We start from the raw sequence: 24,056 nt of genomic DNA on the forward strand, positions 1-24,056 counted from the left end.
ACGCCGGACGTCATCCTGATTGCCACCGGTTCGGAAGTGGGCATCACCGTGGACGCGGCAGACCAGCTGACCGCAGCCGGCCGTAAGGTGCGCGTGGTCTCCATGCCGTCCACCGACGCGTTCGACAAGCAGGACGCGGCGTACCGTGAATCCGTGCTGCCGGCCGCAGTGACTGCGCGCGTGGCGGTAGAAGCGGGTATTGCGGACTACTGGTACAAGTACGTGGGCCTGAACGGCGCTATCGTGGGCATGACCACCTTTGGTGAGTCGGCGCCGGCAGAACAGCTGTTCAAAGAGTTCGGTTTCACCGTGGAAAACGTGGTGGCCAAGGCGCAGGCACTGCTGAAATAAGCCCTGCCCTGTCGCGTTACCCTAAGCCCGGCACATTGCCGGGCTTTTTCTTGCCCAAAAATCGTCCAACCTCACAAAACACGAAGATAAAAAATCAACGGCGTTGCTTAAGAACACTTATTAACTATATGTTAATTTTTGGTTTATTAAATGTAACCAGGAGTTGATCATGTTAACAAGAATCAGCATGTCGGTCGTAGCGATGGCTGTGCTGGGCGCAGTGCCTGCTTACGCTGAGTTCCCGGCAGGCTATCCCGCTGACTATCAAAAAATCGTGGACGGTGCGAAGAAAGAGGGCAAGGTCGTGGTGTATTCCACCACAGATACCAAAGCTGCCGGGCCGCTGATCCAGGGATTCGAAGCGTTGTACCCGGGCGTTAAAGTCGAATACAACGATATGAACAGCACCGAATTGTACAACCGCTATATCAGCGAGCAGGCTGCAGGTGGCACCAGCGGCGACGTGGTATGGAGCTCGTCGATGGATACGGCGCTGAAACTGGCCACTGACTACGCGCAAGAATATGCCTCGCCAGAGCAGGGCCAACTGCCCAAGTGGGCGGTATGGAAAGAGAAAGCCTACGGCACAACCTATGAGCCGGTGGTCTTCATCTATAACAAACGACTCATCCCGCAGGGTGATGTGCCGGACTCACATGCTGCACTGGCAAAACTGATCGCCAGCCAAACCGACAAGTTCAAAAAGAAAGTCACGACCTATGACATTGAAAAGTCGGGGCTGGGGTTCATGCTGTCGGTACAGGACTTTAAGGCAGATCCCCATTATTTCGCCACGTTGGCAGACATTGCTAAAGGGGGGCTGGCGGTTCAGTCGTCTACCGGGACCATGATGGAAAGGGTGTCATCCGGTGAGAATCTGATTGGTTTCAATATCCTGGGTTCATACGCTGAAGCTCGCGCCAAAACCGACCCTTCACTCGGTATCTCTTATCCGAAGGACTATACCCTGGTGCTGTCGCGCGTGTCCTTTATCAGTAAAGAGGCGACCAACGCGAATGCAGCAAAACTGTGGCTTAACTTTGTGCTGTCGGAAAAGGGCCAGAGCATTCTCGCCAATCAGGCGGATATTCCCTCCATCCGTAATGACATTGAAGGCAAAAACGATATCGATGGCATGACCAAAATGCTCGGTAATGCGCTGAAGCCGATTCCGGTGGATGAAAGCCTGCTGGAGTATCTGCAACCGGCCAAACGTCTGGATTACATTAAACAGTGGCGTGCCGCCGCGGCCAAATAAGTTCAATATCCGGACGCGTGTCTGCCACCGTGGCGCGCGTCCTTTGGTGGTTTATGACCAGGGATAAATTATGAATGCATGGCGCAGAAAGTGGCAGAGCCTGCCGCGCAGCTTGGTGGTGGTGATAACCGCACTGGTTATTTATGTGCCACTGTCATTTATCGTGATTCAAAGTTTCCTCTCCGCTCCCTTTTTCTCTCCCTCCAAGGTTTTTAGCCTTGAGGCGTTCCAATTTATTTTCACCGATCCGGACTTTTACAAGGCGCTGAAAAGCGGGTTTATCCTGGCTTTCGGCCTGGTGGTGATCGCGATTCCGCTGGGGGGGATCCTGGCCTTTTTAATGGTCAGAACCGATTTGCCCGGCCGCCGATTTATTGAACCGCTGATCCTGGTGCCAATCTTTGTCTCGCCGATGGTCTTGGGCTTTGGCTATGTGGTGGCCGCCGGGCCGGTCGGCTTCTTTTCACTGTGGGCGGAATCGCTACTGGGGTTTGTGCCCTGGAATATCTATTCGATGGCCAGCATCGTGGTGATCGCCGGGTTGACGCACGTACCGCACGCCTATCTCTATATCTCCTCGGCGTTGCGCAGCGTGGGTTCTGACGTAGAAGAAGCCGCCCGAACGGCGGGTGCTTCACCTTTGCAGGTAATGACTGCCGTTAGCTTGCCGATGGTGCGGCCTTCGATTCTGTACGCCGGGGTTTTGCTGTTCTTCCTCGGGCTGGAAGTGTTCGGCCTGATGCTGGTACTGGGGGATCCAGAGGGCAATCTGGTACTGGCAACCTACCTGTATCAATTGACCAACAAGCTGGGGACACCGTCTTACCATTTGATGGCGGCGGTAGCGGTGGTGCTGATCTGTATCACCATTCCATTGGTCATGTTGCAGCGCCGCCTGATGCGTACCGCCAACCGTTTTGTCACGGTTAAGGGTAAGGCCTCGCAGGCGCGGGCGCTGCCGCTGGGAAAATGGCGCTGGGTGGCCGGTGCGGTGGTGGTGTTTTGGCTGACGGTGACTATCGGTGTGCCACTGGTGGGTGTGGTGCTGCGTGCCTTTATTTCTAATTGGGGGGTGGGCGTTTCAATCTGGGATGAGCTGTCGCTCAACACTTTCCGCACTATCTGGCAGCAGCCGAACTTGCTGCGAGCCATCGTCAACTCGATGGCGATTGGGGTACTCGGTGGCGCGCTGGCGGTGGTCTGTTACTTGTTCATCGGCATTGCCATGCATCGCAAACCTGACGGGGCTACCCGTTTTCTTGATTACAGCGTGCTGGTGCCGCGTGCGGTACCTGGCCTGTTGGCGGGGTTAGCCCTCTTGTGGGTCTTCCTGTTCTTGCCAATGTGGCTGGATAAGTCGCTGAAAGAGGGCTGGCTTTCGGTGCTACCGATGGCTGAATGGCTGCGGGAAAACCTGATCGTCTGGCTACGTTCCTTACGCAGCACCATCTTCAGTGTCTGGCTGGCGTACACCGTCGTTTGGATGGCGTACGGCCTACGGCTGATCTCGTCGACGTTGTTGCAAGTCGGCCCTGAGCTGGAAGAAGCGGCGCGCAGCGCTGGGGCATCCCGTGGCCAGATCACCCGCCACGTCACCATTCCGCTGTCGCGTTATGGCTTGATTGGCTCGTGGTTGCTGATGTTCCTGATTTTCGAGCGTGAGTATTCCACCGGGGTCTATCTGTTGTCTCCGGGCACTGAAACCATAGGTTCGATGCTGGTGTCTCTGTGGGCGGCGGGTGCCATTGATATTGTCGCTGCACTTTCCTTCATTAACATCCTGTTGGTGGTGTTAGGTTTGGGTATTGCCCTGCGCTTTGGAGTGAAATTACATGATTGAACTTTCGGTAGAGGATCTGCATTTAACTTATGGTGACAACCCGGTACTGAAGGGCGTCTCAATGCAGCTAAAGCGTGGCGAAGTGGTTTCGTTGCTGGGGCCGTCGGGCAGTGGTAAAACCACGTTGCTGCGTGCGGTCGCCGGGCTGGAAAAACCGACTCAGGGCCGCATTATCATTGGCAACAATACCGTTTACGACGGTACCTCGCGCAGCGAGATCCCGGCGGAAGAGCGCAACCTGGGGCTGGTATTCCAGTCCTACGCCCTGTGGCCACATAAAACGGTGTTTGAGAATGTTGCCTACCCGCTGAAATTACGTAAAGTGGCTTCGGCGGAAATGACCCAGCGGGTACAAGGTGTGCTTGATCAACTGGGGCTGGGGCATTTGGGTAAGCGCCATCCGCATCAGTTGTCCGGTGGCCAGCAGCAACGCGTGGCAATTGGCCGGGCGCTGGTGTACAACCCGCCGGTCATTCTGCTGGATGAGCCTTTGTCGAACCTTGACGCCAAGCTGCGCGAAGAGGCGCGGGTTTTCCTGCGTGAGCTGATCATCAAGCTGGGGCTTTCGGCGCTGATGGTGACGCACGATCAGAACGAGGCGATGGCGATTTCCGATCGCATTTTGCTGCTTAACAACGGAAAAATCGAGCAGCAGGGCACGCCGCAGGAGATGTACGGTTCGCCGTCGACCCTGTTTACCGCCGAGTTTATGGGCAGCAATAATCGCCTGAACGGCAAGGTCACCGAGGTGGTTGACGGCAAAGCGCGCATTGAAGGCAAAGACTGGGCGTTGTGGGGCATGGCGGGGGCAGGGGTAAAAGCCGGCGAAGAGGCCACGGCGGTGATCCGCGTGGAGCGCGTACGCCTGGGGGATGACCCGCAGGGTAACCAGCTTGAGTTGCCGCTGCTGACCAGCATGTATCTGGGCGATCGTTGGGAGTACCTGTTCCGCACCGTGGCTGAGGATTTTGTCGTGCGGGCCTATGGCACTGAAGTGCGCGGTCAGACGCTGTGCCGGCTTTCCCTGCCGGCCGAGCATCTGTGGATATTCCCGAAAGCCTAGCGGTTCACCCTCCATCGTTACCAAGATATCTGGCGTATCACAGCGGATTGAGATTGAAAAAGTGTGCGCTAGATCATCTTATTCTCGCAAAGTGCCGTTCGGTTGTCAGGCAGGCTGTCGCATCTGTTCCTTTTGGCAAAACTTTGGTTTATGCTCAGCTGAAGCGTTTCAGTTGAGGCTGTATTCAACAGAAACGTCAGAGTGAAGGTAATGAGTGAAGGCTGGACCGAAGGAATAATGCGACGCGACGATTCACAGCAGGTGGTGCGCTAAAGTACTCTATGCGGGTTATCTAGATGACCCAGTCAGCGCCCTCTCAATAACGGTGAACGCGCCCGGGGAGAGAAGGCCCTTTTTCAGGAGCAGCATGACAATCCGCATAGCGATAAACGGTTTTGGCCGCATAGGCCGCAGCGTTTTACGCGCACTGTACGAATCGGGACAACGAGCGGAAATTTCCGTGGTGGCAATTAACGAATTGGCAAACGCCGAGGGGATGGCCCATCTACTGAAATACGACTCCAGCCATGGCCGCTTTGCCTGGGATGTGCGTCAGGAATGCGACATGCTGACCGTCGGGGACGACCGCATTCGCTTGCTGCATCAGCCCGCGCTGGAACAGCTTCCCTGGGGTGAGCTTGGTGTAGATGTGGTGCTGGACTGTAGCGGTGTCTACGGCAGCCGAGCCGATGGCGAGGCCCATCTGGCTGCGGGGGCGAAGAAAGTGTTGTTCGCCCACCCTGGCGGTAACGATCTGGATGCCACCATCGTGTTTGGCGTCAATCATCAGACGCTGCTGCAGGAACACCGCATCGTTTCCAATGCGTCATGCACCACCAACTGCATTATTCCGGTCATTAAGCTGCTGGACGATGCCTTCAGCATCGAATCCGGCACGGTAACGACCATTCACTCTTCGATGAACGATCAGCCGGTGATAGATGCCTATCATCAGGATTTACGGCGTACTCGTGCGGCGAGCCAGTCGATTATTCCGGTCGACACCAAATTGGCTGCCGGAATTACCCGTATTTTCCCGCAGTTTTGCGATCGTTTCGAAGCGATTTCCGTACGCGTGCCGACCATCAACGTGACGGCGATAGATCTCAGCGTCAGCGTCAGTTCGGCGGTGAAAGTGGCAGAGGTCAACCAGTTGTTGCAAATGGCCGCACGGGGATCTTTTCGTGGTATAGTTGACTATACAGAACTACCATTAGTCTCGATCGATTTTAACCATGACCCGCATAGCGCTATCGTCGACGGTACGCAGACCCGGGTCAGCGGTCAGCACCTCATCAAGACCTTGGTCTGGTGTGATAATGAATGGGGCTTTGCCAATAGGATGTTGGATACAACACGGGCAATGGCCGCAAGCGGTTTCTAGTACGGCGGCATCGGCATTGGTCGATGCGCCGCTCAGGCAACTTTATAGTTTCTAGAGAATCAACCAAGAGGGTTCACCATGTCTGTAATTAACATGTCCGATCTGGATCTGGCAGGTAAACGCGTTCTGATCCGCTCCGATCTGAACGTTCCAGTGAAAGACGGTAAAGTGACTTCCGATGCACGTATCCGTGCCTCCCTGCCGACTATTGAAGCTGCGCTGAAACAAGGCGCCCGCGTGATGGTAACGTCCCACCTGGGCCGTCCTACCGAAGGCGAGTACAACGAAGAATTCTCCCTGCTGCCAGTTGTTAACTATCTGAAAGATCATCTGAAAACCCCGGTTCGTCTGGCGAAAGATTACCTGGATGGCGTTGACGTTGCAGAAGGTGAACTGGTTGTGCTGGAAAACGTCCGTTTCAACAAGGGCGAGAAAAAAGACGACGAAACCCTGTCCAAGAAATATGCGGCGCTGTGCGACGTGTATGTGATGGATGCTTTCGGTACTGCACACCGTGCGCAGGCGTCTACCCACGGTGTAGGTAAGTTTGCACCTGTAGCTTGTGCGGGTCCGCTGCTGTCCGCAGAACTGGAAGCACTGGGTAAAGCGTTGAAAACCCCAGCTCGTCCGATGGTTGCCGTGGTTGGCGGTTCTAAAGTTTCGACTAAATTCGATGTGCTGAACTCGCTGGTGAAAATCGCCGATACGGTGATTGTGGGCGGCGGTATCGCTAACACCTTCGTGGCTATCGATAATAACGTCGGCAAATCCCTGTACGAACCTGACTTCGTCGAGGCAGCGAGAAAACTGCGTGACGAGTTCAAAATCCCGGTTCCTACCGATTCTCGCGTAGGGACGGAGTTTTCTGAAACTGCACCTGCTACCTTGAAAAAAGTCAGTGAAGTCAACGATGATGAAGAGATCATGGACTTCGGTGACGAAACTGCGCTGGCTATGGCTAAGTTGTTGAAAGAAGCCAAAACCATTCTGTGGAATGGTCCGGTTGGCGTATTCGAGTTCCCTAACTTCCGTAAGGGCACCGAAATTGTCGCAAAAGCTATCGCAGACAGCGAAGCCTTCTCAATTGCCGGCGGCGGCGACACTCTGGCAGCCATCGATCTGTTCGGGATCGAGGATAAGATTTCCTACATCTCAACCGGCGGCGGCGCCTTCCTGGAATTCGTGGAAGGTAAAGCGTTGCCAGCGGTAGTGATGCTGGAAGAGCGCGCTAAGCAGTAATTCAGACAACGGGAGGCGAAAGCCGCCCGTTTGTTTTATACCGCGCGGCATACTGCGGCGCGGCATGAAAAAATCGATTTACATCCATCTACGGCCGACGAAACAGGACAAAGTAACATGTCTAAAATTTTTGATTTCGTAAAACCGGGTGTCATCACTGGTGATGACGTTCAGAAAGTATTCGCAGTAGCTAAAGAGAACAACTTTGCGCTGCCAGCAGTTAACTGTGTAGGTACCGACTCTATCAACGCCGTGCTGGAAACAGCAGCGAAGGTACGTGCTCCGGTTATCGTACAGTTCTCTAACGGCGGTGCTGCGTTCATCGCCGGTAAAGGCGTGAAGACTGACGTTCCTCAGGGTGCAGCAATTCTGGGCGCAATCTCTGGTGCACATCATGTTCACCAGTTGGCTGAGCATTACGGCGTGCCGGTTATTCTGCACACCGACCACTGTGCCAAGAAACTGCTGCCATGGCTGGACGGCCTGTTGGACGCTGGCGAAAAACACTTCGCAGCGACGGGCAAGCCACTGTTCTCTTCTCACATGATCGACCTGTCTGAAGAGTCCCTGGAAGAAAACATCGAAATTTGCAGCAAATACCTGACTCGCATGGCGAAGATCGGTATGACCCTGGAAATCGAACTGGGCTGCACCGGCGGTGAAGAAGATGGCGTGGACAACAGCCACATGGACGCATCTGCACTGTACACCCAACCAGAAGACGTTGCTTACGCGTACGAAAAACTGAACGCGATCAGCCCACGCTTCACCATCGCAGCGTCCTTCGGTAACGTGCACGGCGTTTATAAGCCAGGCAACGTTAAACTGACGCCGACCATTCTGCGTGATTCTCAGGACTACGTGTCCAAGAAATTCAATCTGCCACACAACAGCCTGAACTTCGTGTTCCACGGCGGTTCCGGTTCTACCGACGCAGAGATCAAAGAATCCGTAGGTTACGGCGTGATCAAAATGAACATCGATACCGATACCCAATGGGCAACCTGGGACGGTATCCTGCAGTACTACAAAGCGAACGAAGCTTACCTGCAGGGCCAGTTGGGCAACCCGAAAGGCGCCGACCAGCCGAACAAGAAATACTATGACCCACGCGTATGGCTGCGTTCAGCTCAGACTTCCATGATTACTCGTCTGGAACAGGCTTTCAAAGATTTGAACGCAGTTGACGTTCTGTAATCTTGCCTAGCTGTTAGCCATAAAGGCTCCCTTCGGGGAGCCTTTTTTGTTTCTAGCTCAGCAGGCTGGCGCCGACGTTGATCGACAGCCCCAGGATCACCAGGTTGAAGACAAAGGAAATGACCGACTGTAGCAGGGCGACTTTGCGTACTTCTGCTGCGCCAACCGCGACGTCGGCGGTTTGCGAAGCGACTGCAATGGTAAAAGAGAAATAGGCGAAGTCCCAATAGGTCGGCTCTTGAAGGTTACCGGGGAACAGCAGCGGTAGAGGATCCTGCGGTGCGCCCTGGCGGTAAAACTGGTGCGCATAGTGCATGGTAAATGCCGTCGGTAGCAGTAGCCATGACACCACAAGCGTGGTGCCGGTTAACACCAGGTGCAGTGTTTTCAGTGAGTCGCTGACCTGCTTGGCCGTACTCAGTTCAAACAGAATGGCCAAAATGCTCACCAGACAGCCGATGCTGACCAACGCCAAAACCATGCTGGCGCTTTCGTCCTGCGCGCGGGCACGTTGCCGAATGTGCTTGGGAGTGCTAACCAGCATCAGCCGCCAGAGAAACAACAGATAGAGCCAGGCCAGCACGTTCCAGCCGAGCATCAGCCGTTGCAGTTGAGACAGCTGGGCGGGGAGTAACAGATAGCACAGAATACCTGCGCCAACAGAAAGTAACAGCCGCGGACGGACCTGCCAGTAGTGCCTGAGCGGGGAAAGTATACGCATTGCGGGACAGGTTCCTTGTCTTAAAAAAGTGAGGGTGCTGTGTTCAGCATAGAAGAAGTCGAGCCACCGTTTTGGCTATTTTTAGCGCTTACGCTTGGCATGCTGCGTGAATGTTGGTTAACCTATGGCGGTGGTTTCCTACTGACATCTGATGTCGGTGTATTTTTGAGAGTTTACCCCTTTAGGGGCTGAGTTAGGACGACACGAATGAAAGATCTGAACGTAGTAGACGGCATTAATGGTGCCGGTAACTGGCTGGTGCAGAACCAGGATTTATTGATTCAGTATGCAGTGAACATCGTTGCGGCGATCGTTATCTTCATCATCGGTTCGATCATTGCTCGTGTGGTCAGCAATGCGGTAAATCGGGTAATGAAGCTGCGCGGTATCGACGCCACAGTCGCTGATTTCCTGTCGGCAATGGCGCGTTACGGTATTCTGGCCTTCACCTTTATCGCTGTGCTGGGGCGCGTTGGCGTACAGACCACCTCAGTGATTGCGGTGCTGGGTGCTGCGGGTTTGGCTGTGGGTCTGGCGTTGCAAGGTTCGCTGTCCAACTTCGCCGCAGGCGTGTTGCTGGTGGCCTTCCGCCCGTTGCGTGCCGGTGAGTATGTCGACTTGGGCGGTGTGGCCGGTACTGTCGACCAGGTGCAGATTTTCTCTACCACGCTGCGTACGGCAGACAACAAGACCATCGTGGTGCCGAACGGTAAAATTATCGCCGGTAACATCATCAACTATTCCCGCGAGCCAAATCGTCGCGTAGATATCGTGGTTGGCGTGGCGTATAACGCTGATATTGATGTAGTGAAAAAGGTACTTGGCGATGTGATCGCGGCCGACAAGCGCATCATGCACGCCAAAGGCGTGACTGTGCGCCTGACCGAGATGGCACCGTCCTCACTGAACTTTGTGACCCGTTCCTGGACCACCAATGCAGAATACTGGAACGTGTACTTTGATCTGATGGAAAACTTCAAGCGTGCGCTGGATGCCAACAACATCGGCATTCCGTTCCCGCAGATGGATGTTCATCTGTATCGCAACGATGCGACCACAGCGAAAGCAGAATAAGTGAGAAGGGGCCACGGCCCCTTTTTTACTGCCGGCCGAGGCGAGATCCCAGGGATGTCGCCTCGGCTTTTTTGTTGGATCAGTGTGGCAAAGCGGACGCTGACGTGGGTACGCGGCGGTGCGAGCTGAGCCGGTAGAGCAGGAATATGGCGGCAGAACCCACCAACACCGGCATCGCCAGCCAGATAAAGAACACCTCAGACGAACCCGCAGTGACAATCATCCAGGCACCGAGCATGGATCCCACGATTGAACCGAAGCGCCCGCTCGCCATCGCCCAGCTGACCCCCGTGACGCGGGCCGCGGTGGGATAGATCGTGGCGGACACCAGGTTCAGGCCGTTCTGTGCACCAGCCACGCCGAAACCGATCAGGAACACCGTAGTCGCCAGCGTGTAGACATCCCCCATCAGGTAACCGGTGGCGCCGACAACCAGCGCTGCACCCAGGTAGGACAGAGCAAGTACCCGGTATGGCCCGACGCGGTCCATCAGCAGCGCCATAAGGATAGCTCCGAGCGTCCCGCCCAGTGGCACCATTGCCCCAATGCGCGACGCGTGAACGATATCGTAACCGGCATCTTTGAGAATGCTCGGCAGCCAACTGGTGAGCTGGTAAAACACGAACAGCGAACAGAAGAACGCCACCCACAGCAACAGGGTGCGCACCGCACGGCCTTCGATAAACAGGTGCGATATCGGCGAGCTGGCCTGTACTGGACGTTCGTCATCGACAATCGTTACGCCTGCCCAGTTTTTGCCGGTGATGCGTTCGACCACGTGGCGCAGGCGATCGGCATGTTTTGAGCTGGCAGTCATAAAGCGTACTGATTCGGGCATTTGCCAGGCCAGCAGCGGCAGCAACAGCAGCGGGGCAATGCCGCCGAACATCAACAGGCCACGCCAACCGAACGCAGGGATAATTTGCCCGGCGAGCAGGCCACCCAGCGCCAAACCGGCGGTAAAGCCGCTCCAACTCAGTGTGACCATGATCATACGGCGACGCGCCGGCGAGTACTCCGAACTGAGGGTGATGCAGGTGGGCATCGCACCGCCTAAACCGATGCCGGTGATTAACCGCAGCAGAGTCAGCGACTCGATTGAATGGGTATAGGCAGAGGCCAGAGTGCCGCCGCCAAAGATCAGTATCGAAACGAGCAGTACGCGTTTGCGGCCGATGGCATCGGCGACCGGGCCGAAGACTAAACTGCCAATCAACAGGCCGAACAACCCGGCACCGAATGCGGGAGATAACTGCGCAGGCAGCAGGCCCCACTCTTCACGCAAGGCCGGGGCGATATAGCCGATGATGGCCGTGTCAAAACCGTCCAGCAAGACGATCAGAAAACACAGCGTGAGGATCAGAATCTGATAGGGCGAGATCTTGGCGCTGTCGATGATCTCGCTGATACGAGCGGTGTTTTGGCTCATGATAGTTCCACTTTATTCGTCTGGTGTGGAGCTGGCTGGAGGGCAGAGTAGGCGTCAGGCTCCTTCTGAAACGGGCCTGATCCAAAGCCGCTTTGGCTGGCGTGGTATAGAAATACGAGTATACCTCAGAGAGGAGACATTGAGAGAGGGGCGTGGGGGAGATGATGCGGGTGAGCTTGCAGTGACTGGCAATTACTCTGACACGTAACCAACCCGGCAGCCTCAAATCCTAGCGTCAGCTCAGTGCCAGAAACAGATGTTGCATGTCCCCTAGAACGCGATTAAACAGATTGCGGTGCGGCTTATTCCTGCCTCTCATGAAAAATGGCACTAACTGAAAGATGCCAGTCCATCGCCTCATGTATATCTACATCCACACATAGTCATTATGAAAGGATGGATGGAGATGCTGAGAGGTAAAAGAGCTGTGATTACCGGTGGCGGCGCGGGATTTGGGCAAGCGCTGTGCGTGTGGTTGGCGCGAGAAGGCGTCGAGGTGCATTTTTCCGCGAGGCGTGCTGATGATATTCAAAAAACTTGCAGCATTATCACGGCTGAAGGTGGGATTGCAAAAGGGTATATCTGTGATTTAACCCAGCCTGAATCCATTTCTCGGTTTTCTTCACAGCTGTTATTTTCCGACAAGCCCATAGACATTTTAATTCTCAATGCCGCTCAGTGGCTGTCAGGCACGTTAGACGATCAACCCGATACAGAAATCATCAATACCGTCAGTTCAGGCCTGACAGGTTCAATTCTACTGACTCAGGCTTTGCTATCTGGATTAAGACGTTCTGAAAGCGCGGATATCGTCTCAATTATATCTTCATGTGGGATCCCGAATTTTACAGATTCAATTGCGCACCCCGCTTTTTTTGCTAGCAAACACGGGCTTAGCGGCTTTACAACTAAACTTTCTAACCAGTTGTCTGAAGAGAATATACGTGTGACCGGGCTGTATCCCCCGGATTTTGAACTAACCGGATTAGATACATTTGTCGATAGCCAGCCCAGAATGGGGGAACGTCTAATGAATGGGCGCTCGATCTGGGAAACAATTCGTTTTGTGCTGGCTCAACCGCGTAGTTGCCATATCAGTAGCATCTACTTTGAAGGTCCAACTCGCGAAAAACTGAATGTTTGAGGCTGAGTTTGGCGATGTTGAACAGAGCACTCAACGTCCACTTCTCGCTATAGCTGACCGCCGGTATCATGCTTTTTTGGGTGTCATCAGGCTTTCATTGTGTGGCAGGCGGTCATTTCCAGTCATGGCCGCCAGTATGTAAGGTGTCGGCGATGAGGGTGGCAGGTCAATCTTTAAAAAGTTGCTGTTGTCCAAGATGTGGCTATCATCTTTTCTTTAAACTGCCCTGAAAGGATTGCCTGCCGCTATGCCCGTGAATTTTGATCTGAACGATCTCTATGCTTTCCGTGCGTTGGTTGAATACGGTAATTTTCGGCTTGCCGCAGAGTCCATCTGCCTTTCACAGTCAGCATTGAGCCGCAGGATAGAGAAGCTGGAATCTGCGCTGGGTATTAAGTTGTTCGACAGAACAACCAGGCGCGTTACGCTGACACTTTATGGGCAGACCTTCGCCGAGCGCTCAGATCAGCTACTGATGAATGTTGAGCTGGTTCTGGCTGATATCAATAAGGTCAGTCAGGATCGCGTTGGGCTGGTAACGGTCGCGACCGTGCCCTCGGCGGCCTACTATTTTATGCCTGACGTGATTCGCAGTTTCCAGGCCCGCTATCCTCGGGTACGGGTTAAGCTTATCGATAGCAGTGCAGGTAACGTCATTGAAGCCGTTGCCAGTGGGCAGGCTGATTTCGGTATCTGTTTTGCCAGAACCCTGCAATCCAATATCGAGTTTCTGCCGTTGGTCGCGGATGTTTATGTGGCTGCCTGCAGGCGCGATCACCCCATCGCCGGTAAAAAAAGTCTGACCTGGCGCGAGTTTTATCAGCAAGACTATGTAGGGCTGGATAAGACGTCAGGTAATCGCAATTTGCTCGATCAGATGCTGGAGCACATCATTCCTGAGCGCCCCAGCATCTGCGAAACCCGGCATGTCACGACCATGCTGGGTATGGTTGAAGCGGGGATAGGCATTGCTGCGGTACCCGCCATGTCGATACCTGCCTCAGAGCATTCGGTACTGACACACCTGCCACTGACAGATCCGGTAGTGAAGCGCACGGTTGGCCTGATCAGGCGCAGCGGGCGTATGCAATCCTATGTTGCCGCCGAGTTGGAAAAGCTAATCACTGAACAGTATCACTCTGCTTAACGGGTGGCGCAGTCTTCACCGTTCTCATCCCGGTGGCGCGAATAATGTCTTGCGCCTGGGCGGAAGACAGGAAGTCCAATAGCGCTTTGCCTTCCTGGCGATGTTCTGCCTTGAGGATGACCGCGCCGGCAAAGCGGGTGATGTACTGGACATTTTCAGGCAATTCACCAATAAAGGTGACGCCCGGAACAGGGAGCAACTCACTGACTTGCTGGAAGCCTATCGCATATTTCCCTTTTGCTACCTCGCTGGCCACCGGAATGCGTTCAACCTTATGTGCTTTTTCTTTCACCTTGTCTTCAATACCCAGCTTTTTGAATAGCTGGTTGCTGATATACAGGCCGCTGGCACTGTCAGAATAGGCAATGGACTTAGCCTGTAGCAGGGTTTTGCGCAGATCCGCATCTTGTTTGATATTGGGTTTAGGATCGCCTTGTTTAACCACCATACCAATCGGTGAATCGGCCAGTTCCACGCGCGAACCCGGTTGGATCCAGTTATCCTTTTCCAAATTCGTTAGTGCATCACCCACCATAATCACTACATCGGCTTTTTCTCCGCGAGCCAGGCGCGCGGGGATCGCCTGGGGCGTCTTGCCCATAGAGGGACCGGACACCAAGATGATTTTGTCGCCACTCTTTGCTTCAAATTGCGGAGTCAGTTTTTCCAGTGCGGCTTTAAAGCCGCCTGACATCATGACGGTCACCTCTTTGGCCATCGCACCCGTGCTGACAGAGAGGAGCACCAGGGTGGCGAAGAGTGGGCGATAAATTTTTTGCATGACGAAATCCCTGATTTAACGTGCGGTTTGTAGTGATAACGTGCGACGACGGTACAAATACAACGTCGCCAGTAAGGCACACAGAGCAGCAAAACTCATCCAGTAGCCGGGGGAGGCTTTATCGCCGGTGTACTCGATCAGTGCGGTAGAGATAACAGGCGTAAATCCGCCAAAGACAGCGGTTGCCAGACTGTAGGCCAGCGAGAAACCGGCAACCCGGACCTCTGTAGGCATGATCTCTGTTAACGCCGGGATCATGGCACCGTTGTAGAGCCCATAGATGAAGGACAGCCACAGCAATACGCTGAGCATCATGGAAAAACTGGGGGCTTCAGCAAGCAGGCTAAGGGCCGGATACGCAGTGAACAGCGCCAGCAACGCCATGGTAATCAACACCGACTTACGGCCAAAACGGTCTGACAGCGCACCCCCTACCGGCAGCCAGAAGAAGTTAGATACCGCGACCAGCAGGGTCACCAGCAGGCTGTCAGAGGCGCTGAGCATCAACACTTTTTTACCGAAGGTGGGTGCATACACGGTAATCAGATAAAACGCGGTGGTGGTCATGGCGACCATCAGCATGCCGGCAATAACCACCTGCCAGTTTGCCAAGAGGGTCTTAAACACATCGTGCATCGCCAGATGCTTGCGACGGGCGTTAAATTCTTGGGTCTCTTCCAGATTACGGCGTAGGAAAAAAATGAAAGGCACAATCAAGCAGCCGAACAGGAAAGGCAGACGCCAGCCCCATTCGCGAATGACGCTTTCTTCCATGGCTGCATTCAGTGCGAACCCCATAGCCGCGGCCACCATAATGGCCACTTGCTGACTACCTGACTGCCAGCTGGTGTAAAATCCTTTACGGCCTGGTGTGGCAATCTCAGCCAGGTAAACGGATACGCCGCCCAGCTCAGCCCCCGCTGAGAAGCCTTGCAATAAACGGCCGCCCAGTACCAGCAGTGGTGCCCACAGGCCGATGGTCTGATAGGACGGGATGAGGACAATCAGAAAGGTCCCAGCAGCCATGATCGACAGGGTTACAATCAGCCCTTTACGTCTGCCGACTTTATCAATGTACGCCCCCAGTACGATGGCACCGATAGGACGCATCAGAAAACCCGCGCCAAAGACCGCGAAGGTCATCATCAGCGAGGCAAACTCACTGCTGGCTGGAAAGAATGTATGAGCGATGTAGGTGGCATAAAATCCGAACAGAAAAAAATCAAATTGCTCCAGAAAGTTGCCAGAGGTAACGCGCAGTATCGCGCTGGTTCTTGCCCGAGTCGTCATTGGTGCGTTAGGGGGATGCATCTTTATCTCCAGTTTGTCATTGACGCTTTTACTGCGCCTGTTACTGCAGACTGGATCAGGAAAATGAAGTAAATAAGCGCATTAAACTCATAAACTGATGCGTGTAACGCATGAATTGATATTAACAATTGCGCGCGACAAGCTGTAACGTGCCATTAACACACGTACCTTGTTTTACTTTGCTGGTAGCACGCTAAAAACTGCGTGCGTGTTTTGTGATAAGGATCATACGAGGGGTTGAGGTTGAAAGATGCTAAGAGGGCGAGAAAGAGGAGGGCGTCCCCCCGGTTTTGAAGAACCGGCCGCAATTCTCGCGCTTTGATATGTCTGGCAGACGCCTGGCGGCGTCTGCCACGAAGGATATTTATGAAAAGGGTTGCCTGTGAGTGGGGCTAATCCGACTTACTGTCCGTAATAAGCATTTTTACCGTGCTTACGCAGGTAATGTTTATCCAGCAGCGCCGGTTGCATGCTGTGAATACCGGGCGTCAGCTGACGTGAAAAAATCCCCATATAGGCAATCTCTTCCAGCACCACGGCGTTATGCACCGCGCTGTGTGCGTCCTTGCTCCAGGCAAAGGGCCCGTGTGAATTGACCAATACCGCCGGAATGGCATTTGGATCGATACCGCGGCGGCGGAAGGTGTCGATAATCACCTTGCCGGTTTCCAGTTCGTATTCATGCTCTATTTCGTCTTCGGTCATTAGGCGGGTGCAGGGAATCGCGCCGTAGAAGTAGTCGGCATGAGTGGTGCCCCAGGCGGGGATGTCCAACCCGGCCTGGGCCCAGATGGTGGCGTGGCGTGAGTGGGTGTGAACGATGCCGCCAATGTCGGCAAACTCACGGTAAAGCGCCAGATGGGTGGCGGTGTCGGAAGAGGGCTTTTTGGTGCCTTCCCGGGTTTGGCCACTGGCGAGATCGACCACGACCATGTCCTCGGCGGTCATGTGTTCATACTCCACGCCGGAGGGTTTGATCACCACGAGCCCGCGCTCGCGATCGACGGCGCTGACGTTGCCCCAGGTGAAGGTCACCAGGTTGTGGCGCGGCAGGTCGAGGTTAGCTTCCAGCACCTGTTGTTTAAGCTGTGGCAGCGTTAGCATGTCATACCTCCTTGTTGCATTTTTTGTTCGATCCACCGGCGTGCCTGGACAATCTCGGCCACCGGTTCTTCGGCTTTTTCGGTCCACATTTCGATCAGGAAAGCGCCGCGATAGTTAAGCTGTTTCAAGGTGCTGAAGACGGCGACAAAGTCGACGCAGCCTTCACCAAAGGGCACGTCGCGGAACTGCCCCGGTGAGTTTTCAGTGACCGGATAGGTGTCTTTCAAATGGATGGCCGCGATGCGGTCAATGCCCAGCGCCAGCTCCTGCCCTACGTCATTGCCCCAGGCGCTGAGGTTGCCAACGTCCGGATAGACCGTGAACCACGGCGATGCCAGGCAGGCGTCCCAGGCCTTCCACTTGCTGATCGAGTTCATAAAGGCGGTGTCCATAATCTCCACCGCCAACATCACCTGGGCGGCGGCAGCGCGTTCGACGGCCCACTGCATGCCTTCGGTGAAGCGGGCGAGGGTGCTTTCGTCCTGCTGTTCGTAATAGACGTCATAACCGGCCAGCTGAATGGTGCGGATACCGACGTCCTTCGCCAGTTGGATCGCCTGTTCCATTACCTCGAAGGCGCGTTGGCGCAGTGCATCGTCATGGCTGCCGAACGGAAAGCGGCGGTGGCCGGACAGACACATCGACGGGATACTGATGCCGGTTTCCAGCATGGCGCTGACCAGCGACAGCCGCTGTTCTTTGCTCCAGCTCAGGCGTGCCAGCCGTTCATCGCTTTCATCCACCGACATTTCGACAAAATCAAAGCCGCAGGCTTTAGCCAATGCCAGCCGCTCGGGCCAGGTCAGGTGCTTCGGCAAGGCTTTTTCATAAATTCCCAATGGGTGCTGACGCATATCAACTTCTCCAGATGTCATCAATGGCGGCGCGGAACTGACCGGCGGCGGCCAGCGGATCGGCAGCCACCGCCAACGCTCTGCCGACGATAAAAGCGGTAACGGCGATGTCTTTAAACAGCGGTAAATCGCGCGGCGTGATCCCCCCGGTAACCGACAGTTCAATGCCCAGATCCGACAAGGCTTTCATCAGATCCAAATCTTGTTTGCCCCAGGTTTGTCCACTGGCCTGCGCGTCGCGGCCACGGTGATAAATCGCCTGACGGATGCCGAGCGCACGCCACTGTTTGGCATCCTCCAACGTCCAGCGGCCAAACAGCTCAATCTGGATATCCCCCTGGTGCTGTTGCGCCACGTCCAGTGCGCTGGCCATGGTGGCCAGCGGGGCGGCACAGATGACGGTCATCCAATTGGCTCCGTGACCGAAGGCCTGCTGTGCCAGCGTGCCACCGGCATCGGCGACTTTCAGATCGGCCACCAACGTATGTTGCGGGCAGCGTTCGCGCAGTGCGCTTACTGCCTGAATACCGGCGCTGATGCATAAAATGGTGCCGGCCTCGATGATGTCGACGTGCGGCTGCAGACGCTCTGCCGTCTGCAGGGCGGCGCCCAGCTGGGTGTGATCGAGCGCCAGTTGCAAGCGGGGTTTATTGCTCATAGGGCCTCCTTTTGGGGGGATTGCAGCGTGTGTAACGTCGCCACCAGTGCCTGATAACGGCGATATTTTTTACCGTAAGCCTCGGCGGCGGTGGCGTCAGGCAGCACCTGTTCGATGCGCGGTGCCAGCGCCCGCTGGGCGGCGGTGAAATCGCTGAATGCGCCGCTGCCGACCATCGCTGCCATGGCGGCGCCCAGACAGCCGGTTTCTTCCACCTGCGGCAGTTCCACCGGCAGGCCGCTAACGTCGGCGAACATCTGCATCCAGGGGGCAGACTTGGCCGGGCCACCGGTAACGCGCAGGGCGGTGGCCGCAGGGAAGCGTTGCCGCATGCGGTTGAGGTGGGTCATATGACAGAACACCACGCCTTCGTAGATTGCCTGCACCAGATGTTCACGCTGGTGGAAGGCCTGCATGCCATGGAAGCTGGCGCTCAATCCAAGCCCGGCGTTGGATCCGTACAGGAAGGGAACAAACAGTAGGCTGCTGTCGGCCTTCGGCAGCGTTGCCACCCAGTCGTTGAGCTGGGCGTAATCGTCTAGCCCCCATTGGCGGCAGAACCACTCCAGGTTGGCGGCAGAGGTGGGGCTCGCTTCGTGCACAATGTATTTGCCAGCCTCGGCGTGGCGACCATAAACAAAGGGGTGTTCGAACCCTTCGGTAATGCTGTCGGTGATGCCGCTGGTGACTGACCAGGTCCCCATCACGGCATTGAGCCGCGTCTCGTCGTGCAACCCGGCGCACAGCGCGGTGGACACTACGTCGAACAGCCCGCCGACCACTGGCGTACCCACCAACAGCCCGGTGGCTGCCGCGGCGGTAGCGTTGACCTGCCCGGCGATCTCGGCTGAGCCGACGATGGGCGGCAGTGCGGGCATGATGTCGCCGATGCCCAGCAACTGCGCCAGCGCCGTGTCATAGCGCCCGTCCGCCATGTGGTAAAGATTGGATTCGGAGATATTGGTTTCTTCACAGGCCAACTCGCCGGTCAGGCAATAGCGCAGATAATCGTGCGCCATCAATACGCTGCCAATTTGGCGGTAGCGTTCAGGCTGGTGTTGCCGTACCCAGCGCAACAGCGATACCGGGTGACCGGTCCACAGGGTTTGTCGGGTCTGCGGATAGAGCGTCTGCGGCATGCCCTGCTTCTGCCATTCTTGCACCAGCGTCAGTGCGCGCTGGTCAGAAGACAACATGGCATTGCCCAGCGGCTGCCCTTGCTTGTTCAGCAGAAAGGCACCTTTGCCCTGCGCCGAGATGCCGACGGCCTGAATATCACCGGCGGCGATGTTGTTACGGGTCAGCACGTCGCGGATCACCTCGGCAGCGGTGTGCCACAGTGCGGGCATATCCCGTTCCGCCCAGCCGGGCTGCGGTGCGATAATCTCCAGATTGCGGCGTGCAATGCCCAACTCTGTGCCCCGACGGTCATACAGCCCGGCTTTGATAAAGGTGCCGCCGCAGTCCAACCCCAGCCAATATTCCATTATTCGGCTCCCGCTTTTTGGTCGCATTTATTCGGCAGCGTCAGCGCCAGTACCGAAGCGATAGCCAGTGACACCGCCAGGCTGTAAACGCCGACGTCCTTGCTGAACAGACTGATGAGCACGCCGACCATATAAGGGCCGCAGAAGCCGCCGAGGTTGCCGAGCGCGTTGATGACGCCGCGTGCACCGCCGGCCACTTCGGCGTTAAACAGTTTGGGAGGAATGGTCCAGAACACCCCGGCGGCGGCCTGGATAAATACACCGCAGCCGACCAGCGCCGCATACGACCACCAGATGTGCTCCTTTAGCAGCACCGACAGCGCCATACAGATGGCGAAGCAGGCCAGCGGCAGCGCGACGAACACTTTGCGTTTGCCGGTGCGGTCGGAAAGGGTGGAGATAATCAGCATGCCGAAGATGGCACCGATATAGGGCAGGATAGCCAGCATGCCGACCTGCTCCATATTGCCGTTGGTCAGCCCTTTGAGAATGGTCGGCAGCCACAGGGTGTAGCCGTAGATCCCGGTCTGGTAGAAGAAGTTCACCATGATCAACTGCCACATGATCCTGTCGCCCAGCACCCGGCGCAGTGAGGCGTTACGCACCGTTTTGCCTTTGATCAGCAGTTGTTCGTCGTGCAGGGTTTTTATCAGATAGTCTTTTTCCGCCTGCGAAATCCATTTGGCTTCCTGCGGGCGGTTGCTGATGGTGAAATACCACAGCACCATCACGACCAGCGACAGCGCACCTTCCACCAGGAACAGCATGCGCCAGTCCCAGGCGGTGATGATCCAACCGGACAGCGGCGCGGTGAGGATGCCGGCGATCGGCACGAACATGATGACGATGGCGTTGGCGCGGCCACGTTCTTTGTCCGGGAACCAGTTGCTGATCATGGTCAGCACCACCGGCAACATGCCGCCTTCCGAAACACCCAGCGCGAAGCGCAGGAACAGCAGTTGATACTGGTTGCTGACCAACCCGGTCAGTACCGATATCACCGCCCAGGCCAACAGCGACCAGCCGATGAATTTTTTACCGTTACCGTACACCGCCAGCTTGCCGCCGGGCACTTGCAGGAACAGATAGCCAATAAAGAAGATGCCGCCGGCCAGACCGGCCATAGAGGCGGTGATACCGAGCTCGTCATCCATGCCACCGGGCATGGCGAAGGCGATATTTACCCGGTCCATATAGGAAATAATGCAGGTAATAAGAATAGGCGGCACTATTCTCAACCAGCGTAATTTGGGTATTGCCTGGCTTTGGCTAACGGAAACAGAGGCTGTATTCATATATACACCTTTCAATATTCTGTAGGGTCGGACTTTATTGTTTTGGTTTGTTTTGGGCACAAGGGCCCCGCACCGGCCCAGGGACCGGTGTTTTTTACAGGTTATGTTTTGCCGCTAATTAGACGCTAAACAACGCCAGCGGTATTTTCACCACCACTTTGCGAATAGCGCCGGGTTGCTGATTAATACAGGCCGGGCGATGAACATCCTGCGGGAAAAATACCGCAAAATTACCGGGCTGCATGGTTAACCAGGATTCATCCGCGACGTCCTGATAAAAAATAATGTCGCGTTCTGCCAATAAATCCTGGTGGATCGCGTTATCGCCCCGGTCTGCCGCCACGCCGATCAATTCGGTACCACTGACCAGAAACTGCACGTCGACATTTTGGCGGTGTACTTCAGGCCGGAGATCGCTCGGTTGATGGGTGTGCAGATCCAGCACCTGTACTACGTAGCCGTTGGCAGGATCCTGATAGCGTCCGGCGGGCAGGGCGCGGAAATCGGTGTTTTGCAGATAGGCGATGGCGTTGGCCACCGGTACCGGGTACTGCTCTGGTGAGGTATGGGCGATATGGCCGAAGATCATGGTTATTCTCCTGTTACAGCGCCTGAATACGCGCCCAGATACGATCATCCACAGGGATGCCGTCACGCATGTTTTCCGCGTGAATACGTGGGAATTTATGGCCCGGCAGGCGAATGGCTATCTCCGGGTTATCGCGTTCGGCGCTGGTGATGTAGTCCATGATGCGCTGCAGCTTGGCATCGCGGGTGGCGCCGTCGATCAAGCGTTCGATCTCAATGGCGATGAAGACTTGCGACACGCCATACTCTTCGCGGTTGTCTTCGGTCACTTCCGCCACTGACGATCCGCCGGAGAGCAGGGTGGCGATCATATCCAGCACGATCGACAGTGCCGATCCCTTCCAGTAGCCCATCGGCAAAATGCGTCGGTTTTCTTCAATGGTGGCCGGATCGCGTGTTAGCTGACCGTCATTATCGAAACCGCCGTCCACCGGCAGGGTCTTACCCGCCAGCCGGTTCAGCTCCAGCGCGCCATAGGAGAACATCGACATCGACATATCTACCATGGTGATCGGATTGCCCGGCACCGCGACGATTAACGGGTTGGTACCGATACGGCATTCTTTGGCACCCCAGGGCGGCATGACAGCAATAGAGTTGGTCCAGCAGATGCCGATATAGCCTTTCTCCGCCGCTTGCCAACCATAACCGCCGCCGCGCATCCAGTGGTTGGCATTACGCAGTGCCACCAGGCCGATACCGTGGTTGTCGGCTAATTGCATGGCGCGATCCATCATCTTGCGTGCGGTGAGGTTACCAATACCCTGATGTGCGTCCCACTGCTCAATAGCCCCCAGCGACAGCAGCTTACTGGGCTCGGCGTTCGGCACGATATCGCCTGCGTCCAACTGCTGAATAAAGCGTGGGAAACGGTTAACGCCGTGGGAATAAACGCCGCTGGCGGAGGTGTCGGCGAACATGCCGGCACAGTCGTCGGCAGTGGCTTCCGCCACGCCTCGCGCCAGTAACACGCGTTTGAATTGCTGTTTCAGATCGGTGTAACTCACTCTCATGCTGGTTCTCCGCTACGGCGCATTTGTTTGTTTTATGCTCTTTAGATTTCATTATGTGAAATCACATTTCAAATAAATGCTATACCTGCGATTAAACGAAGTCAAAGCGGTGAATGAGAAAATTATTTATATAAAACAATTGGTTAAATTAATCTGATGATTTTGTGATCGGCGGCACGTTTTCGGCCTTTGCCGTGCTTCAGGCGTGGCAAAGCAGAGCGGTTTGGGGCCGCTCTGCCTTCGCCTTTTTGACTCGCTAACCTCGGGTATTCAGCACCTTGCGGTATAGCGATGTGGTGGCGGTAATGTACAACTCATTGCCGTCAGGTCCACCGAACGTGCAATTGGAGACCCGTTCCGGCACCTCTATCTTACCGAGCTGCTTTCCCTGGCTGTCGAAGATCAGTACGCCGTCGGCACAGCTGCAAAACAGATTGCCGGCTTTATCGACACAGAAACCGTCCGGGAAGCCGGGGGCTACGGTGACGAAGCGTCGTCCGGCGTTCAGTTCACGTCCGTCGACCTCATACACACGTAGCTCTCTGCGGCCCAGGGTCGGGAAATCGACTATCGACATATCAGCCACGTACAGCAGCGACTCATCCGGTGAGAACGCCAGGCCGTTTGGCCGTTGCAGGTCACTGGCGGCAATGTTCAGCGAGCCGTCGCGCGGATCAAAGCAGTAGAGGTAGCAGCCGATCACCTGGCTTTCAGATTTGTAGCCTTCTTCGTCACCGGTAATGCCATAGGGCGGATCGGTAAACCAGATTGTGCCGTCGGAACGTACCGCCAGGTCGTTAGGCGAGTTGAAACGCTTGCCGTCAACCCGATCGACCAGCATTTGCACCTCACCGTCGTTTTCGGTTCGGCTGATGCCGCGTCGCCCGTGTTCGCAACTGATCACGCGTCCTTCGGCATCTCGTGCATTGCCGTTGGCATAGTGCGAAGGGGAACGCCATAGGCTCAGCTCCCCCTGTCGCGACCAGCGGAACATGCAGTTGCCCTTCACGTCGCTGAACACCACCGCATCCTGCTGCGGCAGCCACACGGGGCCTTCGGCCCATATCGCCGGTGCGCACAGGCGTTCAAGCTGAGGGTCTGCCATCAGTTCGTTCATG

General features: G+C 55.6%; 22 protein-coding genes. 10 read left to right on the plus strand and 12 right to left on the minus strand.

Features of this window, described 5'->3' with window-relative positions:
• The 7 genes from AC2FC2_RS14090 to fbaA all read left to right on the plus strand — a co-directional run.
• On the plus strand, window positions 1-351 hold a 351-nt coding region (locus tag AC2FC2_RS14090), incomplete at its 5' end, for a transketolase-like TK C-terminal-containing protein (protein WP_490659421.1).
• Window positions 352-538: 187 nt separating this feature from the next.
• Window positions 539-1,609: an ABC transporter substrate-binding protein gene (locus tag AC2FC2_RS14095; protein ID WP_404760918.1), complete on the plus strand. Its 1,071-nt coding sequence runs from the start codon at window positions 539-541 to the stop codon at window positions 1,607-1,609.
• Window positions 1,610-1,679: 70 nt separating this feature from the next.
• A complete protein-coding gene (locus AC2FC2_RS14100) occupies window positions 1,680-3,449 on the plus strand; it encodes an ABC transporter permease (protein WP_490659422.1) in 1,770 nt (589 codons plus the stop codon).
• Complete coding sequence (locus AC2FC2_RS14105) at window positions 3,442-4,512, plus strand: ABC transporter ATP-binding protein (protein ID WP_404760913.1); 1,071 nt, start codon at window positions 3,442-3,444, stop codon at window positions 4,510-4,512. The genes AC2FC2_RS14100 and AC2FC2_RS14105 overlap by 8 nt, the downstream gene beginning before the upstream one ends.
• 367 nt (window positions 4,513-4,879) lie before the next feature.
• Complete coding sequence (gene epd, locus AC2FC2_RS14110; protein WP_490659423.1) at window positions 4,880-5,896, plus strand: erythrose-4-phosphate dehydrogenase; 1,017 nt, start codon at window positions 4,880-4,882, stop codon at window positions 5,894-5,896.
• A gap of 78 nt (window positions 5,897-5,974) precedes the next feature.
• Window positions 5,975-7,135: a phosphoglycerate kinase gene (gene pgk / locus AC2FC2_RS14115; protein ID WP_209639499.1), complete on the plus strand. Its 1,161-nt coding sequence runs from the start codon at window positions 5,975-5,977 to the stop codon at window positions 7,133-7,135.
• 117 nt (window positions 7,136-7,252) lie between these two features.
• Window positions 7,253-8,332 carry a class II fructose-bisphosphate aldolase gene (gene fbaA / locus AC2FC2_RS14120; protein ID WP_037426794.1) on the plus strand — a complete coding sequence of 360 codons (1,080 nt, stop codon included), beginning with the start codon at window positions 7,253-7,255 and terminating at the stop codon, window positions 8,330-8,332.
• 52 nt (window positions 8,333-8,384) lie between these two features.
• On the opposite strand, the gene AC2FC2_RS14125 is transcribed toward fbaA, so the two are convergent.
• Entirely contained in the window at window positions 8,385-9,053 is a 669-nt protein-coding gene (locus AC2FC2_RS14125; RefSeq protein ID WP_209639502.1) for a DUF1345 domain-containing protein, read from the minus strand.
• A 207-nt stretch (window positions 9,054-9,260) separates the two neighbouring features.
• On the opposite strand from AC2FC2_RS14125, the gene mscS reads away from it, so the two are divergent.
• On the plus strand, window positions 9,261-10,127 hold the full coding sequence (gene mscS / locus AC2FC2_RS14130) for a small-conductance mechanosensitive channel MscS (RefSeq protein ID WP_209639504.1): 867 nt from the start codon (window positions 9,261-9,263) through the stop codon (window positions 10,125-10,127).
• A gap of 79 nt (window positions 10,128-10,206) precedes the next feature.
• Here mscS and AC2FC2_RS14135 read toward each other — a convergent pair whose 3' ends face one another.
• Window positions 10,207-11,556: an MFS transporter gene (locus tag AC2FC2_RS14135; RefSeq protein WP_490659424.1), complete on the minus strand. Its 1,350-nt coding sequence runs from the start codon at window positions 11,554-11,556 to the stop codon at window positions 10,207-10,209.
• A 406-nt stretch (window positions 11,557-11,962) separates the two neighbouring features.
• On the opposite strand from AC2FC2_RS14135, the gene AC2FC2_RS14140 reads away from it, so the two are divergent.
• On the plus strand, window positions 11,963-12,700 hold the full coding sequence (locus AC2FC2_RS14140) for an SDR family oxidoreductase (RefSeq protein ID WP_490659425.1): 738 nt from the start codon (window positions 11,963-11,965) through the stop codon (window positions 12,698-12,700).
• 247 nt (window positions 12,701-12,947) lie between these two features.
• Window positions 12,948-13,847: an L-proline-binding transcription factor PsrA gene (psrA, locus tag AC2FC2_RS14145; protein ID WP_490659426.1), complete on the plus strand. Its 900-nt coding sequence runs from the start codon at window positions 12,948-12,950 to the stop codon at window positions 13,845-13,847.
• Here psrA and AC2FC2_RS14150 read toward each other — a convergent pair.
• The 10 genes from AC2FC2_RS14150 to AC2FC2_RS14195 all read right to left on the minus strand — a co-directional run bounded on the left by AC2FC2_RS14150 (window position 13,822) and on the right by AC2FC2_RS14195 (window position 24,055).
• On the minus strand, window positions 13,822-14,628 hold the full coding sequence (locus AC2FC2_RS14150; RefSeq protein WP_490659427.1) for a substrate-binding domain-containing protein: 807 nt from the start codon (window positions 14,626-14,628) through the stop codon (window positions 13,822-13,824). The genes psrA and AC2FC2_RS14150 overlap by 26 nt on opposite strands.
• A 15-nt stretch (window positions 14,629-14,643) precedes the next feature.
• Window positions 14,644-15,939: an MFS transporter gene (locus AC2FC2_RS14155; protein ID WP_265557040.1), complete on the minus strand. Its 1,296-nt coding sequence runs from the start codon at window positions 15,937-15,939 to the stop codon at window positions 14,644-14,646.
• A 402-nt stretch (window positions 15,940-16,341) separates the two neighbouring features.
• Window positions 16,342-17,043, minus strand: a complete 702-nt coding sequence (gene araD, locus AC2FC2_RS14160; protein ID WP_490659428.1) for an L-ribulose-5-phosphate 4-epimerase — start codon at window positions 17,041-17,043, stop codon at window positions 16,342-16,344.
• Window positions 17,037-17,897, minus strand: coding sequence for an L-ribulose-5-phosphate 3-epimerase (locus AC2FC2_RS14165; RefSeq protein ID WP_265557039.1), 861 nt, complete (start codon window positions 17,895-17,897; stop codon window positions 17,037-17,039). The genes araD and AC2FC2_RS14165 overlap by 7 nt, the downstream gene beginning before the upstream one ends.
• Before the next feature lies 1 nt (window position 17,898).
• Window positions 17,899-18,555 (minus strand): 3-keto-L-gulonate-6-phosphate decarboxylase UlaD, encoded by a 657-nt coding sequence (ulaD, locus tag AC2FC2_RS14170; protein WP_490659429.1) that lies wholly within the window; start codon window positions 18,553-18,555, stop codon window positions 17,899-17,901.
• Entirely contained in the window at window positions 18,552-20,042 is a 1,491-nt protein-coding gene (locus AC2FC2_RS14175) for an FGGY-family carbohydrate kinase (protein ID WP_404760907.1), read from the minus strand. The genes ulaD and AC2FC2_RS14175 overlap by 4 nt, the downstream gene beginning before the upstream one ends.
• Window positions 20,042-21,337, minus strand: a complete 1,296-nt coding sequence (locus tag AC2FC2_RS14180) for an MFS transporter (RefSeq protein ID WP_209639526.1) — start codon at window positions 21,335-21,337, stop codon at window positions 20,042-20,044. The genes AC2FC2_RS14175 and AC2FC2_RS14180 overlap by 1 nt, the downstream gene beginning before the upstream one ends.
• 118 nt (window positions 21,338-21,455) lie before the next feature.
• Window positions 21,456-21,926 (minus strand): NanQ anomerase/TabA/YiaL family protein, encoded by a 471-nt coding sequence (locus AC2FC2_RS14185; RefSeq protein ID WP_265557037.1) that lies wholly within the window; start codon window positions 21,924-21,926, stop codon window positions 21,456-21,458.
• Window positions 21,927-21,939: 13 nt separating this feature from the next.
• Window positions 21,940-22,938, minus strand: coding sequence for a 3-dehydro-L-gulonate 2-dehydrogenase (gene yiaK, locus AC2FC2_RS14190; protein WP_209639534.1), 999 nt, complete (start codon window positions 22,936-22,938; stop codon window positions 21,940-21,942).
• Between the two features lie 256 nt (window positions 22,939-23,194).
• Window positions 23,195-24,055 carry an SMP-30/gluconolactonase/LRE family protein gene (locus tag AC2FC2_RS14195; protein WP_490659430.1) on the minus strand — a complete coding sequence of 287 codons (861 nt, stop codon included), beginning with the start codon at window positions 24,053-24,055 and terminating at the stop codon, window positions 23,195-23,197.
• Between the last annotated feature and the right edge of the window lies 1 nt (window position 24,056).

Source organism: Serratia sp. CoH_122_TC_1, assembly GCF_058191755.1.